At 74.4% G+C, this 17030-nt stretch carries 12 protein-coding genes and 1 tRNA gene; 6 read left to right on the top strand and 7 right to left on the bottom strand.

What is annotated here, in order from left to right:
• Positions 1 to 10: 10 nt before the first annotated feature.
• The 6 genes from PV342_RS16925 to PV342_RS16950 all read right to left on the bottom strand — a co-directional run bounded on the left by PV342_RS16925 (position 11) and on the right by PV342_RS16950 (position 7219).
• Positions 11 to 667, bottom strand: a complete 657-nt coding sequence (locus PV342_RS16925) for a DUF6230 family protein (protein WP_329187089.1) — start codon at positions 665 to 667, stop codon at positions 11 to 13.
• Positions 668 to 753: 86 nt separating this feature from the next.
• Positions 754 to 1407: a DUF6230 family protein gene (locus tag PV342_RS16930; protein ID WP_400805336.1), complete on the bottom strand. Its 654-nt coding sequence runs from the start codon at positions 1405 to 1407 to the stop codon at positions 754 to 756.
• Positions 1408 to 1448: 41 nt separating this feature from the next.
• Positions 1449 to 3167, bottom strand: coding sequence for a PrsW family intramembrane metalloprotease (locus PV342_RS16935; protein ID WP_500317692.1), 1719 nt, complete (start codon positions 3165 to 3167; stop codon positions 1449 to 1451).
• Positions 3168 to 3234: 67 nt separating this feature from the next.
• Complete coding sequence (gene trmB, locus PV342_RS16940) at positions 3235 to 3993, bottom strand: tRNA (guanosine(46)-N7)-methyltransferase TrmB (protein WP_386987856.1); 759 nt, start codon at positions 3991 to 3993, stop codon at positions 3235 to 3237.
• Positions 3994 to 4005: 12 nt separating this feature from the next.
• Positions 4006 to 5235: an L-2-hydroxyglutarate dehydrogenase gene (gene lhgD / locus PV342_RS16945; protein WP_400805340.1), complete on the bottom strand. Its 1230-nt coding sequence runs from the start codon at positions 5233 to 5235 to the stop codon at positions 4006 to 4008.
• A gap of 571 nt (positions 5236 to 5806) precedes the next feature.
• Positions 5807 to 7219, bottom strand: a complete 1413-nt coding sequence (locus PV342_RS16950; protein ID WP_018558441.1) for an NsdA family TPR-like regulatory protein — start codon at positions 7217 to 7219, stop codon at positions 5807 to 5809.
• Positions 7220 to 7990: 771 nt separating this feature from the next.
• Here PV342_RS16950 and PV342_RS16955 point away from each other — a divergent pair.
• The 6 genes from PV342_RS16955 to PV342_RS16980 all read left to right on the top strand — a co-directional run bounded on the left by PV342_RS16955 (position 7991) and on the right by PV342_RS16980 (position 16160).
• Positions 7991 to 10024 carry an asparagine synthase-related protein gene (locus PV342_RS16955; protein ID WP_392604339.1) on the top strand — a complete coding sequence of 678 codons (2034 nt, stop codon included), beginning with the start codon at positions 7991 to 7993 and terminating at the stop codon, positions 10022 to 10024.
• A gap of 168 nt (positions 10025 to 10192) precedes the next feature.
• Positions 10193 to 10855, top strand: a complete 663-nt coding sequence (locus PV342_RS16960; protein WP_400805342.1) for a hypothetical protein — start codon at positions 10193 to 10195, stop codon at positions 10853 to 10855.
• Between the two features lie 964 nt (positions 10856 to 11819).
• Entirely contained in the window at positions 11820 to 13031 is a 1212-nt protein-coding gene (locus tag PV342_RS16965) for a DNA polymerase III subunit delta' (RefSeq protein WP_500317767.1), read from the top strand.
• Positions 13032 to 13286: 255 nt separating this feature from the next.
• Complete coding sequence (locus tag PV342_RS16970) at positions 13287 to 14288, top strand: alpha/beta hydrolase (RefSeq protein ID WP_500317695.1); 1002 nt, start codon at positions 13287 to 13289, stop codon at positions 14286 to 14288.
• A gap of 101 nt (positions 14289 to 14389) precedes the next feature.
• On the top strand, positions 14390 to 15961 hold the full coding sequence (locus PV342_RS16975; protein ID WP_500317697.1) for an alpha/beta hydrolase: 1572 nt from the start codon (positions 14390 to 14392) through the stop codon (positions 15959 to 15961).
• Between the two features lie 125 nt (positions 15962 to 16086).
• A tRNA-Thr gene (locus PV342_RS16980) sits at positions 16087 to 16160 on the top strand.
• A 269-nt stretch (positions 16161 to 16429) separates the two neighbouring features.
• Here the strand turns inward: PV342_RS16980 and PV342_RS16985 are convergent.
• Entirely contained in the window at positions 16430 to 16924 is a 495-nt protein-coding gene (locus tag PV342_RS16985) for an allene oxide cyclase barrel-like domain-containing protein (RefSeq protein ID WP_400805348.1), read from the bottom strand.
• Positions 16925 to 17030: the final 106 nt, after the last annotated feature.

A 17030-nucleotide genomic window follows, 5' to 3' on the forward strand; every position in this document is an offset into this window, starting at 1 on the left:
GCGGCGTCTCCTAGAAGCAGGAGTGGTCGCCGCGCAGCACCTGCACGTGCAGGTCCGGCAGCCGGAACGTGGCCGCGCTGACCGACCGGTTCTCCTGCCGCAGGTCGCGGATGCGGATGGTCGTGGCCTGCTGCGCGAAGGCCCCGGCCGGCCCCCGGACGCCGGGGACCTGGTCCACCGTCGAGGCGTCCTGGCCGATGTGGATGTTCTCGAAGACGGCGTCGCCCTTGATGTCGTGGGTGTCCGCGATGAGGCGGTCGGCGCTCGCCGGGTCCGCGGTCAGCCGCAGCGTGACCGGGCCGATCACCGGTACCGGCTGGACGACGGACTGGCACAGGTCGTGCAGGGTGGCCCGGCGGACGGCGGAGAGCGCCTCCGGGTAGACCGCGTCACGGCCCCGGTCGAGGACGCCGAACTGGACGAAGCCGTCGCCCTCCAGGAGGGAGGAGGAGATCTGGAAGCTCTCTCCGGCGACGGTGAAGGAGTTGGCTGACACCCCGAAGGAGGCGGCGAGCGCGCCGGTGGCCAGGCTCGCGACGACGGCGCCCGCGGCGGCGACGGTCGGCACCATGACGAGGGCGAGCCGCTTCCAACTGGTGCGGCCGGAGGCGGCGACGGCGGCCGGGGACGTGGCGGGCCGTGACCCGGTGGGCTCGGTGGTCAGCACATCCCGTCAACCGGGGGACAGTCTGATCGGTCGCTCGGGCGAGGTCCCCAATCACCCCGATGGTCGTACGCGCTCGCCCATTCGGGTCAGAAGCAGGGGTCGGCGCCCTTCTTGACCGTCATGTGCAGGCCGTTCAGGCGGAAGGTGGCCGCGCTCACGGACTTGGTGGTCTGCCGCAGGTGGTCGATGGTGACGCTCTCGGCCTGCTGCCCCACGGCGCCGGCCGGGCCCTGGGCCCCGCCCTCGGTGTCCGTCCTCGAGGCGTCCACACCGATGCGGATGTCGTGGAACTCGGCGTCGCCCGAGAGGTCGTCGCTGTCGACGATCAGCTGGTCGGCGTGGACGGGCTTGTCACCTGTGCCCGCGCTGATCCGCAGGGTGACCTGGCCGAAGCCGGGGACGGAGCCCACCACGGACTGGCAGAGGTTGTGCAGCTCGGCGGAGGCGATGGCGGAGACGAACTGGGGGAAGTCGCCCTCGGCGGTGTGGTCGATGGTCACGTACTGGGTGAAGCCGGTGCCGGTCAGGCGGTCCGCGGCGATCTGGATGTTCTGGCCGGACAGGGCGGTCGTGGTCGGTGAGATCGCGAGGGAGACGGGCACCACCCCGGCGCCCGCGCCGACGGCCACGGCGGTGGAGACGGCGAGGACCGGTACGAGGACGACTGCCGTGCGCGTCCAGCTGGTGCGGCCGGGCGGACGGTGGCCGGAGCGGCTCGTACCTCGTATCAGCGGGCTCACCCGGTCATTGCATCCCCGGCGGCGGGGGCGGGCAACCGGAGTCAGCGGTGGCGGCCGCCCCGCGGGTCCCGGTAGGGGGCGGCCTGCGGGTACCACCCCTGCTGCGGCGGCACCTGGGGGTGGCGGGGGCCCCACCGCTGCGGGTACGCAGCCCCCTGCTGCGGGGGTTGCTGCGGCCACGCCTGGGGCTGCGGCGACGGCTGGGGCTGCGGCCACGCCTGGTGCTGGGGCGACGGCTGGGGCTGCGGCCACGCCTGGTGCTGGGGCGACGGCTGGGCCTGCGGCGACGGCTGGGGCTGCGGCCACGCCTGGGGCTGGAGCGACGGCTGGGCCTGCGGCGACGGCTGGGCCTGCGGCCACGCCTGGGGCTGCGGCCACGGCTGCCCGTACGGCTGGACCTGCGCCGGATAGGGCCCGTACGGGGTCCCCGGCGGGGGTCCCGCCCACGGGTACACGGGCGGGAAGGCCGGCCGGATGGCATGGGCCGCATGGGTGAGCGCGGGCTGGGCGACGGCCTTGCGCTCCCACAGATGGTGCAGCAGCTCCTGCTCCCGGGCCTGGAAGTCCGCGCCGGCGGCCCCGCGGTTCGCGCGGGCGCGCAGGAAGGCGAGCGAGGTCGCGAACGACACGTACTCGCGCACCGTGCGGGCGGCCTCCTTCCCCTGCGCGCCGCGTGCGGCGGAGCGGGCGAGGCCGCGGCCCTTCATGGAGCCGATGGCGGCGGGCTCGGGCGGGCTGAGCCAGCCGGCCATGGCGTACAGCGGCAGCTGGGTGCGGATGGTCCTCAGTTCGTTCGAGCGGGACCAGATCGCGAGCCAGACCAGCAGGCCGAACAGCGGGATCATCACCGTCGCGTAGACGGCGAGGAAGCCGAGCGGGCTGAACGAGGCGGAGCCGTTCCAGGTGCCGTGCAGGACCATCGCCAGCAGCCAGCCGCCGAGCGGGGCCAGCCAGCGGCGGGCCCGGCCGGGGCGGGAGGTGGCGGCGATGGCGAAGCCGATGCCGGTGAGCGAGGTGAACAGCGGGTGCGCGAAGGGCGTCATCACGATCCGGACGATGAACATCGCCGCCGTCGTGCCCAGGCCGCCGTCGGTCCCGTACGCCTGGTCCTCGGCGAAGCCGGAGCCCAGGTAGAGGATGTTCTCGGTGAACGCGAAGCCGGTGGCGGTGAGCCCGGCTATGACGACGCCGTCGACGATCCCGGTGAAGTCGCGGCGGCGGAAGAGGAAGAGCAGCAGGACGGCGGCGCCCTTGGCGCTCTCCTCCACGACGGGGGCGACGAAGGTGGCGCCCCAGATGTCGCTCTGCGAGTCGCTGGCCGTGAAGGTGGTCGCGAGCAGTTCCGTCGCGTACTCGTTGGCGAGGATGGCGACCAGGGTGGCGGCGCACGCGCCCCAGGCGAAGGCGAAGACCGCGTTGCGCAGCGGGGTCGGCTCCACCCGGTCCAGCCAGAGGAAGGCGCCGCCGAGGATCGGGACCGGCAGGACCGCCAGGAGGAGACCGACGAGGAAGCCCTCCGTGCCGGTCTGGCGGCGCACCAGCGCCAGGATGAGCACCCCGCACAGCGCCAGCACGGAGAAGAGCGCCACCAGCCGGAACGTCCGGTTCTCCCAGAAGTGCCGGCGCGGCTTGTAGTGCCACTGCCCGGGCGCGGGCAGCGCGAACTGCGGTCGCTGCTGGTGTTCCGGATACTCGGGTACGGCGGGTTGGGCCGCCGGGCTCGGGAGGGGCGAGTCGGGCGAATGCGAGTACGAGGACACCCGATGACCTTACGGCGCCCCGGCCGCGCGGCGCGATGGTGTTACCGATTACCGCACCGCCGGACGATCACCGGCGCTCGAAGACCAGGTCGTGGACGACGTGGCCCTTCGCGATCCCCTGGCGCTCGAACTTGGTCATCGGACGGAAGGCCGGGCGCGGCTCGGCATAGCCGCTGGCGGTGGCGTAGGCGTTCACCAGGCCGGGCTCCGCCGTCAGCACCTCCAGCATCTGCTCGGCGTACGGCTCCCAGTCGGTCGCGCAGTGCACGGTGGCGCCGGGCCGCAGCCGCGACACGGCGAGCGCGACGAACTCCGGCTGGATCATGCGGCGCTTGTGGTGCCGGGCCTTGGGCCACGGGTCGGGGAAGTAGACCCTCAGGCCGGCCAGCGATTCCGGGGCGAGCATGTCGCGCAGCAGGACGACGGCGTCGCCGTTGGCGACCCGGACGTTGCGCAGGCCCTCGCGCTCGGCGAGGTGGACGAGGTTGCCCTGGCCGGGGGTGTGCACGTCCGCGGCGAGGATGCCGGTGCCGGGGTCGGCGGCGGCCATCGCGGCGGTGGCGTCGCCCATGCCGAAGCCGATCTCCAGGACCACTGGGCGGTCCGGGGCGAGGCCCGCGTCGGCGAAGAGCTTGTCCAGGTCCAGCGGCGTGCCGTCGAGGTCGACGCCCCAGTCCGCCCAGCGCCGCTCCAGCGCCGCGCGCTGGCCGTGGGTGACCCGGCCACGACGCGGGTGGAAGGTGCGGATGCGCTGCTCGGTGTGCGCGTCCGGATGCGGGTGGGAGGCGGGGCCGCCCGGGAAGTGGGGGGTGCGGGGCTTCGACATGATGCGTCGATTTTACGTACGCCCCAGCACCGCCAGTGCCCTGCGGGCGATCTCCCGGCCGATCGGCAGCGAGGCCGTCGCGGCGGGAGAGGGGGCGTTCAGCACGTGGACGAAGGGCCCGTCGCCCGCGATGAGGAAGTCGTCGACGAGCGTCCCGTCGCGCAGCACGGCCTGCGCCCGCACCCCTGCCGCCGCGGGCACCAGGTCGTCGGCGGTCACCTCGGGCAGCAGACGCTGCACGGACTCCACGAAGGCCCGCTTCGACAGCGAGCGGCGGATCTCGCCGGCCTCGTACCGCCAGTGGCGCCGGGCGATCCGCCAGGTCCCGGGGAACGCGGCCGTCTCGACGAGGTCGCGCGGGTGCACCGTGCGCCGCCGGTAGCCCTCGCGGGCGAGCGCCGGGACGGCGTTCGGGCCGACGTGCACGGAGCCGTCGACGCCGCGGGTCAGGTGCACGCCGAGGAAGGGGAAGGCGGGGTCCGGTACGGGGTAGACCAGGCCTCGGACGAGGCCGGCGCGGTCGGGGCGCAGCTCGTGGTACTCGCCCCGGAACGGCACGATGCGCACGCCCGCGACGTCCTCGTTCGCGGTCCCGGCCATGCGGGCGACGCGGTCGCAGTACAGGCCCGCGCAGTTCACGAGCGCCCCGGCCCGGACCGGCGGGCCGCTGTGGGGCTCGACGATCACGCTGCGCCCGTCGCGGTGGAGGGCGCGGACCTCCCTGCCGTACGCGATGCGGGCCTCGCCGCGGCCGCCTTCGGTGGTGAGGCGGGCCATGGCCGCGGCGACCGCGGTGAAGTCGCAGACCCCCGTCGTGCCGACGTGGATCGCCGCCAGGCCGCGCACGTGCGGTTCCCGCTCGGCGATCTGGGCCGGACCCAGTTCCTGTACCGGGATGTCGTTCTGCCGCCCCCGCTGGACGAGGGCGTGCAGCCGGGGCAGCTCCTCGCGTTCCGTGGCGACGATGAGCTTGCCCGTCACGTCGTGCGGGATGTCGTTGCCGGCGCAGAACTTCACCATCTCCGCGGCGCCCTGCGTCGCGTACCGGGCCTTGAGGGATCCCGGGCGGTAGTAGACGCCGCTGTGGATCACGCCGCTGTTGTGGCCGGTCTGGTGGCGCGCGGGGCCGTCCTCCTTGTCCAGGACCAGCACCGACGTGCCGGGTGAGGTACGGGTGATCGCGTACGCGGTCGCCAGGCCGACGATGCCGGCGCCGATGACGACGATGTCCGCGGTGTCCATGCGCGCGGTCACCTCCCGCGTAAGGCTTGGCCCGTCGGGGCGCCCGGCAAACCTGTGACGGTGTCGGTGTTCGGCCGTCCCGCCGTCCCGCGCCCTTCGGGCGCGAGGATGCCGGCTGCGGAGGGGAGGTGGGGGCGCCCTCCTGGGCCGTGTGCGGGTGGGCGCGGGGAGGGGGGTTCAGGCGCCGGAGCGGGCCGCGTTTCCGGTGGCGGGGGTCTCGTCGCCGTCCGCAGGTGCAGACGGCCGCTTCCACGCCTTCGCCGAGTGGTGGGCGCGCCCGCCGTGACCTGCGTCTGCGGGTATCTCGGTATTTCGGGTGTTGCCGGGCGGCCGGCGGGAGGTCGGGCAATCACCCGCGGACGGCGGTGACGGCGGGCGCACGACACGAACGGTGGGCGTGGCGACCCGTCATCCGCACCCGCGGACGGCGACAAGACCCGAACCCCACGGACAACCGGCCCCGCTCCGGGCCTGAACCCCGCCGGCACCACCCTCCCGTCCGCGGCCCGCCGCTCTGCGCCCGGAGGGCGCGAGACGGCGGGACGGCACGGCTGGCGTCCGCGACCGCGCCCTACGCGGGGGCCGCCAGGAGGGGACGAGCCCGCTCCCGCAGCTCCGCGACGCGCGGCTCGTTCCCGTACGGCTCCAGCCGGTGCAGGAGGTCCCGCACGTACTCCGTCGTCCGGGCCGACGAGATCCGCCCGGCCACCTCGACCGCCTTGACCCCGGCCGCGCAGGCCGCGTCCAGGTTGCCGGACTCGAGCTCCGCGACGGCCGAGACGACGAGCCGCAGCCCGTGCGACCGCACGAACTCCTCCGTGGGCCGGGCGAGCGCCGTCTCCGTGAAGCGGCGCACCTGCCCGGGCACGCGCAGGTCGCGGTAGCACTCGGCGGCGTCCGCGGCGAGCCGGTCGTAGGAGTAGAAGCCGAGCCAGGGCGGGTCGGCGTCGCCGTCGCGGGCGCGGTCGAGCCAGGACTCGGCGGCGGCCAGGGCCGTGGCGCAGGCGGCGCTCTCGCCGGCCTTGGCGTGGGCGCGGGCCTCGACGAGGTGGAAGAAGGACATCGTGCGGGCCGTGGCGAGGCCGCGGTTGCGTTCGAGGGCGGCCTGGGCCAGGTCCACGCCTTCGTCGGCGAAGCCGCGGTACGTGGCCTGGAGGGACATCGACGCCAGGACGTATCCGCCGAGGGGGACGTCGGCGGCGGCGCGGGCGAGCCGCAGGGCCTGGATGTAGTACCGCTGGGCGGCCTCCTGCTGGCCGGTGTCGAAGGCCATCCACCCGGCGAGTCTGGTGAGTTCGGCCGTGGCCCCGAAGAGGGAGCGGCCGACCTCGTCGCTGTACGAGCCGAGCAGCAGCGGGGCCGCCTCGACCCGCAGGCACTCGGGGACCATGCCCGAACGCCAGTCGCCGCCGCCGTACTTGGAGTCCCAGCGCCGGGCGTCCTCCGCGGCCTCGCGGAGCTTGGCGACGTCGGAGTGGCCGACGTGGTGCGTGCCCGGGGCGGGGTCCTCGCGGGCGACGCGGGCGTCGGCCGGGGTTATCAGCCAGCGGGAGGCGGGCGTGACGTACGCGCTGACCGCGAAGGAGCCGGCCAGGCTCTGCCAGATGCCGCCGCCGCCCGGGCCGCGGCGGCCGGGGTCGAGCTTCCACAGGTCGGTGGCGGACTTGACGGCCTCCCCGACGTCGCGGGGGAAGGCGAGGCCCACCTCGGGCGCCGGGTCGGCGTCGGCGAGACCGATCTCGTGCAGCGGCACGGGACGGCCGAGCTTGCTGCCGATGGCGGCCGCGATGAGGTGCGGGGCGGCGCCCTGCGGCACCATGCCCTTGGTGACCCAGCGGGCGACGGAGGTCTTGTCGTACCGCAGGGTCAGACCGCGCTGGGCGCCGAGGTCGTTGACCCTGCGGGCGAGTCCCGCGTTGCTGATGCCGGCCAGGGCGAGAAGGGTGCCCAGTTTCTCGTTGGGCCCTCGGGGTTCTTTGGTCATGACCACTACCACCTCTCGCCGTAAGCGCGAGGGCCGCGTACGCCTGCCACGCCTGTCACACCCTCTCGACGCACAACAACGGCTGGCCCGGCGCCTCTTGTGGAGGGGTGCCAGGGCCGCCGCCACCCGCCACCGGGCAGGCGCCGGACCCCGAGCTGCCGGGACATCGCTTCTCGGGTGAACCCAGCGTAGTTCGCCGTATCCCGCCCGTTAAGAGCTGTTGTCCCGGATGGCGAGATTCCTGCCCTGAATGCGGCCTGGCGACTCCTGCTTGTGGCGCGTGCTACCGGCGTATGCGGCTGTGCGCCCATCCGCGCGCTCTGTGCCGGTTCGTGCGGTAGGGGTTCCATGGTGGCGTGGGTTGGCCCGCGGCTCTCATGTGCGGCTATGGGGGGTAGTGGCGGGTCAGGGGGCTCCGTCACCACAATCCCCGCGGGTGGCGGACCGGTCCGGGAGGTGCGCCACGCCTCCCGGACCGCGACCCCCACATGTCGCACAACGGGCGAATGCGGCCTCCTGGGGCATTGACCGGAAAATGACGTTTGAAATCCCGCGGCTCGCTCCAAGTGGCCTTGATCTAAGGGGAGTTGGGTCGAACCGGCCCGCGCCGGACCGCGCGTGAAGCGCGGTCCGGCGCTCAACCATGTCCTCATGCGCCTCTTTGCGCGCCGCTCCGTGGCAGCATGTTCCTCGGACGGGGCGGCAGTTCGGCCTGCCGAGGGGCCGGTTGGCCACGCCGGCCCACGTAATCCACAACCTGTGGAGGCGGCGATGCGGTGGTTGGTGGGGTGGAGCAGCGCTGCCGTGGGACAGGTTCCCGGCGTGCGCCCCGGCCGCACCCTGCAGCCCGTCGGCGCCCAACTCCTGTGGGCCGACCCCGATCCGCTGTGGATGGTGGGCGACTGGCGCGCCGACGAGGTGCGGATCGTCCACGCCGAGAACGGCTCCGTGGCGCGGCTGGCGGTGCTCGGCCGCTGCGCCGCCTCCGACGCCGACCTGCGGGTGGGACTGTTCGCCGCGCGCGGCGGGGCGCTGCGCCATCTGACGGCCTGGGCCGGGAGCTACACCTGCGTCCTGCAGATCGGCCGCCGCATCACGGTGCTGGGCGATCTCGCGGGCGCCCGGCCGGTGTTCCACACCCAGTGGGCGCGGGGCACGGCGTACGGCACGGCGGCGCTGCCGCTGGCCGACCTCACCGAGGCCGCCCTGGACGTGACCTACCTGGCGGCGCTGCTGGCCTGCCCCGACTCCCCCGAGGCGCTCGGCGAGGGCACCCCGTACGCCGGGGTGCGCCGGGTGCCGCCCGGGCACGCGCTCATCATGCGCGACGGGGTGCCCGAGGTCAGCGGCTACGAGCCCACCGCCTCGCTCGCCGTCGCGGGCACCCCGGCCGCCCACGCCGACCCGGACCACGCGATCGCCGGCATACGGGACGCCCTGGTGGACGCCGTCCGGACGCGGCTGGCGCAGCCCCGCTTCGTACCGGACCCCGGCGAGGACCCCGCGCCGGGCATCGGGGCCGACCTGTCCGGGGGCAGTGCCTCCTCCACGCTCGCCCTGCTCGCCGCCGGCCTGCCCGGGATGCCGGGCACACCGCTCGGGCACGGCTCCGCCGCGGGACAGCGCCTGCTGGCGGTCACCTTCAACGACCTCGCCACGGGCAGCGTCCACGCGCGCGAGGCGGAGTTGGAACGCGCCCGCAGCATGGCCGCCGACCCCCGGCTGCACCACGTCGTCGTGCCGGGCGGACCGGAGTCCCTGCCGTACGCCGACCTCGACGGCGGGCCGCTCACCGACGAGCCGGGCCCCTCGCTGATCACCGCGGAACGGCACCGGCGGCGCCTGGCGGCGGGCGGCGCCGACCACTTCGTTGGGCACGGCGCCCGGCAGGTGCTGGACGCCCATCCGGCGCGGCTGGCCGACCTGTTGATGGACCGGCGGCGGCGCGGCCTGCTGCGTCCCGTCACGGCCCTGGCGCGGGCGGACGGGCCCTCGGGGCGCTCGGTGTTCGTGCCGTTCACCGTGTACCGGGCGGCGCGGCGCCTGGCCCGCACCAGCTACCGGCAGGGTGTGGAGGACGTGGCGGCGCGGCTGCTGGACCGGAGCTTCGAGGAGCACGGCGGCGCGCTGGCCGCGTCGCTCGCCGCCCTCGCGTGGTGCCGGCCGGGCCCCGCGGCGCGCTGGCTGACCGGTGAGGCGCTGGCCGAAGTATCGGTTCGCCTCCAGGACGCGGCGGCCCGGCCGGGCACGACGGTGGAGCGCCCCGGTGAGCGCCGGGCGCGTGCCGCGCTCGCCCGGCACGCCGCGGACCACCGGGTCTTCGAGCAGGCCGCCGAGGTGCGCAGCCAGCGGCTCCACGCGCCCTTCCTGGACAACCAGGTGGTGCGGGCCTGCCGGGCACTGCCCGAGACGCTGCGCGTCCAGCCCGGCGCCCGCGCCACGATCCTGCGCTCCGTCCTGGCGGGCGCGGGCATCCGCGAACTGCCGCCCGGCTGGGGCGCCAACTCCCACGTCTCCACGGCCGTCGCCGTCCGCGCGGGCCTGCGTTCGGCCGTCGACGACCTGCTCGACCTCTTCGAGGCCCCGCTGCTCGCCGACGCCGGGCTCGTCGAGGCCCGGGTCGTACGGGCCGCCCTGCGCGCGGCGGCGGAAGGCGAACCGGTGGCCGTCGACGGGCTCACCGACCTGGTCGCCACGGAGGTCTGGCTGCGCCGTCTGCTGGCGCGGCGCGGCTCCTGCTGGACGGGCACGGAGGTGCCAGAGCAGCGCGCGGTCGCGGGCGGGGTGCAGCGGCTGTCGCTCTGAGCGGCGGCTCACGGGCGCAACTGCCGCGCGCATAAGCCAATTCGGGTAAGCGTGCGCCCCATGTGTCCCCTGTACGAGGGGAAATGGACGCCGTTACTCCACAAATGTCGTCGGCCGGAAATGGACCCCGGCGCAGCCCTCCGCGCGGGTCTCCGGGACACTCTGAACATGCGCATCCGTACCACGGCGGCGGCCCTCGCCGCCGCTGCCGCCGCCGCGGCCCTCCTGGGCCTGGCCGCGCACGCTTCCGGCGCGCCCTCCGACCGGCCCGGAGTCCGCCTCTACGACGAGGCCCTGGGCCGGACGCGCGAAGACGGCGCCACGGTGTGCACCTTCTACTTCAGGGCCGAGGGCTTCGTCCCCGACCAGCCGGTCAACTGGACGGTCTCCTACGCCCGGGGCGAGGACGCGGTCGTGGGCACGCTGGTCACCGGCGACCAGGGCACGGGGAGCAGCGACCGCGTCGTGCTCGCCGACGGTTCCTACCGCTTCCGGTGGGCCAGCTCCGAGGCGAAGCCGCAGCGCTTCACCGTGGCCTGCCCGGACGGGACGGCGACGCCGTCGCCGGGCAGTGCGGCCGTGGCCCCGTCCGCCCCCGCGGGCGCCGTGCCCGGGGTGACGGCCGCGGCGTCCACCGGCCCGGGCACGGGCCTCCCCGCCGCGGGGCTCACCTCCGTGTCGACCTCCACCGGCCCCTCGACCGGTCCCTCCGACGTCACCGCGGGCGTGGCCTCCGCCCTGGCAGCGCTGGGCATCGCCTCGGGCGCGACCTTCGTCATGCTCCGCCGCAAGCCGGCGGCGCCTCGTCGACACCGCCGCGTGTCCGGCTGACGCCCCGGACCGGGGTCGCTTGTTGCGGCCGGTTGCTCGTGTGCGGGTTGTTTTGCGCCTACGGCGGGCGGTTCCCCCGCCCGCCCGCCCTCCCCCCAGCCTTCGGCCGGGGGGACGCCCATCCGGCGCGGTTGGTGCGGGCCTCGCGCGGTTCGTGGTGGGCCGGGGACGGGGCCTCCGGGGCTGGGCATTCTGTACGGCATATTTATGTGCATGGCGGGCACCTGCGCTTGGTGCCGTCCGTGCCGCACAACACATACACGTCAGCGTCCAGAACGCCCACCCTCCCCCAGCCTTCGGCCGGGGGTGCCCCCACCTCCCCCGCCCCCTCCGTTTCGTTGGGCGACCAACGCCCGGTGGGGGGTGATGGGGCCCGCCCCTCCCCGCACCGCTGGAAGCTGCCACCGGCAGGAGGCCTCCCGGCCGCAGGCCGAGCAAGATTGCGCGCACGAAGGGGCGTATCCCTGCCCTCCGGTGAGCGGCCGAGCCAGCACTGGCATCGGCCCGAGCCCTTCGAAAGCCCCTCCGGACCACGCCTGACGCCGTGGGGTTCGGCAAGACGCGTGCGGCAACCCGGACCGCATCTTCACCCCCCTCCGGCCGTCAGCCGCCTGACGATACGGAGGGGGAGGGGTCGTAGGGGTGGATGTTCTGGACGCTGCGGGATATTTGTGTGCGGCACCCGGGGCACAACAAGTACCGCCCGCCATGCACGTAAATAACCCAGTCCAGGACGTGCAGCCCCGGAGGCCCCGCCCCCGGCCCACCCCGCACCCCGCGAGGCGGTCACCGACCGCGCCGGGCAATCGGGAGGGAGGGCGGGGACAGCTCGCCGCAGGCGCAAACAACCCGCACACAGCAAACGGCCGCAACCACAACCACCCGCACGATCCTGTCGGTGGCGTACCCGACAATGGTGGAGCCGGAGCAGGCAAGTGCAGGCACCACAGGACGGGCGGGCGCGATGGCGGTATGGGACGACCTGGTCGGCCAGGACCGGGTGACGGAGCAGTTGGCCGCCGCCGCGCGGGACGCGGACGCCTTCGTGACGGCGGCAGCCGCCGGCACCGCGCTGCCCACGGCGTCGAAGATGACGCACGCCTGGCTGTTCACGGGCCCGCCCGGCGCGGGCCGTGACACCGCCGCCCGCGCCTTCGCCGCCGCGCTGCAGTGCGTGAGCCCGGACCGGGCCCCGGGCGGCGCGCCGGGCTGCGGCTTCTGCGACGGCTGCCACACGACCCTGGTTGGTACGCACGCCGACGTCGAGGTGGTCCGCACCGACCTGCTCTCCATCGGCGTCAAGGACACCCGCGACCTGGTCCGCCGCTCCACGCTCTCGCCGGCCTCCGGCCGCTGGCAGGTGATCGTGCTGGAGGACGCCGACCGCCTCACCGAGGGCGCCGGCAACGTGCTGCTGAAGGCCGTGGAGGAACCGGCGCCCCGTACGGTGTGGCTGCTGTGCGCGCCGTCCATCGAGGACGTGCTGCCGACGATCCGCTCGCGCTGCCGGCACCTGGTGCTGCGCACCCCGCCCGTGGCGGCCGTGGCCGACGTGCTCGTCCGGCGCGACGGCATCGACCCCGTGATCGCCGAGTCCGCCGCGCGTGCCACGCAGGGCCACATCGACCGGGCCCGCCGGCTCGCCACCGACGAGGCGGCGCGTTCCCGCCGCGCGGCCGTGCTGAGGCTGCCGCTGCGCGTGGACGACGTCGGCGGCTGCCTCAAGGCCGCGCAGGAGCTGGTGGACGCGGCGACGGAGGACGCCAAGCAGGTCTCGGAGGAGATGGACGCCAAGGAGACCGAGGAGCTGCGCACGGCGCTCGGTGCGGCCGCGGGGGCGGGCAGCCGCATGCCGCGCGGCACGGCGGGCGTGATGAAGGATCTCGCGGACCGGCAGAAGCGCCGCTCCACCCGTACCCAGCGCGACACCCTCGACCTGGCCCTCACCGACCTGGCGGGCTTCTACCGGGACGTGCTGGCCGTGCAGGTCGGCACGTCCGTCGCGATCGCGAACGTCGAGGCACGGGACGCCGTCGAGCGGATCGCGGCGGGCTCGCGGCCCGAGAACACCCTGCGCCGCATCGAGGCGGTGCTCGCCTGCCGTGGGGCCCTGGACAGGAACGTCGCGCCGCTGCTGGCCGTCGAGGCGATGACGCTGGCCCTGCGCGCGGGCTGACCGCCGGCGCGCGCGACCGGCCGCGCGGACCGCCTCCGCGCCCTTGATCATCCGGCGGACGGGTGATCGTTTGGGGTGCCCGCGCGTCGCCGGTCCCCGGTGTGCCCGGCCTTGCCGCAGGCTGCTGTGCGGTGCCCCCGGCCGCTGTCCCCGCGGGGGTGATCCAGCGCACGGGATGCGCTCCCCCCTGCCTCCGGCGCGGGTGCCCACCCGTGCCCGAAGCACCGTCGGGGACGTCCCGAGGTGGTGCCGCACGTGCCCGAGGTGGCCGAGGTCGTCGTTCTGTACGCGCTGCTGACCGTGGCGGGGGCCGCCGCGGTGGCGCTCGCCCGCTCGGCACTGCGGCACTGGTGGGAGCAGCGCGCGGGCCGCGTGTACGAACTGCCCGTCGAGCGCGCCGGCACGGTGCTGCGCGGGGCCGGGTCCGCGCTGGCCGCCGCGGTGGCGATCACGCTGGGGGTCTGCTTGCCCCCGGGGTCGCCGTCGCTCTCGCCGCACCGCCAGGTCACTGCCGCCGGGCCGCCGTCGTCGCCGCCGAGACCGCGGCCGGTGCCGTCCGATCCCGCGGACGCCGGGCTGGTGCCGCCGCGCACCCTCGGTCACCCGGCCGGGGGTACGCTCCACGAATTGTCCGACGGCACGCGGGTCTGGCTGCCCCCGCAGTACGACTACCCGGACTCCGCAGGGCTCTACTTCCCCCTGGTCGTGGCCCACATCGACCCCGCCGACCCGGATCTGTTCGCCGGCTTCGCCGCCCAGTCGCTGCGGGGCCTCGCCGACCCCTTCGTGGTGGTGCTGCCCGCCCGCTGCGACGACGGTCCGGGCGCGCGCCCCGCGTCCGTCCCGGCCGCGGTCGCCCGCCTCTACCGCGTCCTGCCCGGCCGCCCCGCGCGGGCGCTGCTGGGTGCCGACGGGGACGCGGACTGCGTCGTGCGGCAGCAGCTGACCGACCCCCGGGGCTTCGCGACGGCGATCGGCGTATCGGGCGGCTACGAGGAGATCGACCGCTCCGGTCCGCCGCCGTACTTCTCCGCCGACGGCCGCTACGCCGGACGGGACATGCCGCGCCCCGCGTTGCTGCTCGCCGTACCCTCCGGAGAGGAGAACGCCCGGCGCTCGGCGCTCGCCCTGCGCGGGCGGGTGCGCGGCGTGTCCGCCGAGGTCCGGGTGCTCGACGGCATCGCCCCGCGGCGGCGGCTCTTCGCCCTCGTCGCCGGGTACGCGACCGAGATGCTCGACAGCCCGGACCGTCCCTGACGGCGCGGGCCGGAATCACCCGTACGAGGACTGTGGACGGCGGTTCGCCACCGGCCCTGCGGATACGCTCCAGATGACCACCACGAGGAACCGAGGCTTCGATGCACACCCCGCGCCTGCTCCGTACCTCCGGCACCGTCCTCGCCGTCGCCGGGCTGATGCTGTCCGCGTGCACGACCGGTGGCAGCACCCGCAGTGCCGCCGCGTCTTCCCCGGCGGGCTCGCTCGGCGGGCCGCCGCCCTCGGGCGCTGCCGCGGACTCCTACGGCGACCTCCGGTCGTACTACGAGCAGCGCCTGTCCTGGCGCGAGTGCAAGGACATGCCGGGCATGCAGTGCGCCACCATGGAGGTTCCCCTCGACTACGCGCACCCGTCGGCCGCGACCGACCTCAAGCTCGCCGTCGCCCGGAAGCGGGCCGGGGACGGAGGCAAGCGGCTCGGCACCCTGCTGGTCAACCCGGGCGGCCCCGGCGGCTCCGCGATCGACTACCTGCAGTACGCGGCCTTCGGCTACCCGTCGGCGGTCACCTCCCGCTACGACATGGCCGCCATCGACCCGCGTGGCGTGGCCCGCAGCGAGCCCGTCGAGTGCCTCAGCGACAGCCAGATGGACGCCTTCGCGGCGACCGACGTCACCCCGGACGACGGTGCGGAGGTCAACGCGCTCGTCGCCGCCGACAAGAAGTTCGCCGACGGCTGCGAGCAGCGCTCGGCCAAGCTGCTCAAGCACGTCAGCACGGTGGAATCGGCCCGTGACATGGACGTCTTCCGCGCCCTGGTCGGCGACCGCAAGCTCAACTACGTCGGCAAGTCCTACGGCACCTTCCTGGGCGCCACCTACGCCGAGCTCTTCCCCGACAAGGCGGGCCGGCTCGTCCTCGACGGCGCCGTCGACCCGTCGATCTCCGCCCTCGACGCGAGCCGCGGTCAGGCCTCGGGCTTCGAGACCGCCTTCGACGCCTTCGCCGCGGACTGCATCACCCACCGCGACTGCCCGCTCGGCACCAAGAGCACCGCCGACGCCGGGCGCCGCCTCGACGCGCTCTTCAAGCAGCTGGACGGCAAGCCGCTGAAGACCGGCAGCTCCCGCAAGCTGACCGAGGCGCTCGGCACCACCGGTGTGATCGCCGCGATGTACGACGAGTCGATGTGGCCGACCCTGAGCACCGCGCTCACCAAGGCGAACAAGGGCGACGGGAGCGGCCTGCTCACGCTGTCCGACACGTACTACGAGCGGGACGACCGCGGCCACTACGGCAACCTGATGTTCGCCAACGCCGCCGTGAACTGCCTCGACCTTCCGCCGGCCCTGTCCGGTCCGCAGGCCGCCGAGCAGTCCGTCTCCGCTTTCACCGCCGAATCCCCGCTCTTCGGCAAGAACCTCGCGTGGTCCAGCATGATCTGCACCTACTGGGCCGTTCCGCCGACCGGCAAGCCCCACCGCATCGAGGCCACCGGCGCCGACCCCATCCTCGTCGTCGGCACCACCCGCGACCCCGCCACCCCGTACGCCTGGGCCAAGTCCCTCGCCGGCCAACTCGACTCGGGCGTCCTCCTCAGCTACAACGGCGACGGCCACACGGCGTACGCCCGCGGCAGCAACTGCATCGACTCCGCCGTCAACCGCTACCTCCTCGAGGGCACGCCCCCGGCGGACGGCAAGACCTGCTGACCCCCGAGGGGCCCCGCCCGACCCCGGCCGACGGCGACCGGAGCACCGTCGCACCCTGGTCAGGAGCCCCTCAAGAACTGTGTAGACTTGTGGCCGCTGCCGATGCCAAGCTGTCTCGGCGGCTTGCCGCCTTAGCTCAGTTGGCCAGAGCGACGCACTCGTAATGCGTAGGTCAAGGGTTCGATTCCCTTAGGCGGCTCACCGAAGAGGGGCCAGGTCAGTAACTTCGACCTGGCCCTTTCTCATTTCCCTGATCGGCTCGCGGTCTGGCCGTATCGGCCGGTGGCCTGGGCTCTCCGGCCTGTCGCATGCGCCGGCGGCGGCGGGTGCGCTCTCCCGCGCGGGCGGGTCTCGCTCCGGTCCCGGTTTCGGGGGACGCGGAGCGTCATGCGGCGGTGCGGCGGGGTCGGGCCGGCCCTGCGCTCCGGCTCGTCCGCATCCCGGGCCGTGGCGCGCGGCGCCCGGAGGTCACCTGGTGAGGTGGACGGTCAGCCTGCCATGCGTGGTGTCGATGTTGACGCCGTCCATGTAGCCGCGGGCGTCGCGGTAGGCGCCGGTACCGCCGGTGACCGCGAGTGTGAACCTGGTCGGGAAGCTGACGATGAAAGGCGCGAAGCCCTGCAGGGTGATGTCGCCCTTGGTCAGCCGGAGGGTGGATTGGCACTGGCGGAGACTCTTCTGGAGGCTGACGACGGTGCAGACGAAGCCGCCGGTGCCCACCTTGCGACCGTTCTGGAAGAAGTCGGAGAAGCCGATGGCCTCGTCGCCGAGGCTCATTCCCGGGCCGCCCACGTCGATGGCGGCGAATTCCCTCACGGAGTCGTCCAGTTTGATGACCGTCTCGCCGTTGCCATGCGGGCCGGGGTCGCGGTCCGGAGCGGTGGCCTGCGCGAGCGGTCCGTAGGCGAGGACCGCGGCGAGCGCGGTGGCCGCGACCGGCGCCACTGCCTTGAAACGACGCATCGTGCGTCTCCTTCGAGCTCGATGGAGTGACAAGCGGCAATTAATCCCACTTATCGCTTCATTCATGGCTCAATCGGCAGCCCGGTACATCAGGCGCGCATCGGCG

Source organism: Streptomyces sp. PA03-3a (assembly GCF_033792735.1).
Classification (GTDB): Bacteria; Actinomycetota; Actinomycetes; order Streptomycetales; family Streptomycetaceae; genus Actinacidiphila.

Bases quoted from the DNA above. Each gene is read 5' to 3' on its own strand.
- trmB (WP_386987856.1), bottom strand. From the start codon at position 3,993: ATGTCGAAGCCCCGCACCCCCCACTTCCCGGGCGGCCCCGCCTCCCAC.
- lhgD (WP_400805340.1), bottom strand. From the start codon at position 5,235: ATGGACACCGCGGACATCGTCGTCATCGGCGCCGGCATCGTCGGCCTG.
- PV342_RS16950 (WP_018558441.1), bottom strand. From the start codon at position 7,219: ATGACCAAAGAACCCCGAGGGCCCAACGAGAAACTGGGCACCCTTCTC.
- PV342_RS16955 (WP_392604339.1), top strand. From the start codon at position 7,991: ATGCGGTGGTTGGTGGGGTGGAGCAGCGCTGCCGTGGGACAGGTTCCC.
- PV342_RS16960 (WP_400805342.1), top strand. From the start codon at position 10,193: ATGCGCATCCGTACCACGGCGGCGGCCCTCGCCGCCGCTGCCGCCGCC.
- PV342_RS16965 (WP_500317767.1), top strand. From the start codon at position 11,820: ATGGCGGTATGGGACGACCTGGTCGGCCAGGACCGGGTGACGGAGCAG.
- PV342_RS16975 (WP_500317697.1), top strand. From the start codon at position 14,390: ATGCACACCCCGCGCCTGCTCCGTACCTCCGGCACCGTCCTCGCCGTC.
- PV342_RS16985 (WP_400805348.1), bottom strand. From the start codon at position 16,924: ATGCGTCGTTTCAAGGCAGTGGCGCCGGTCGCGGCCACCGCGCTCGCC.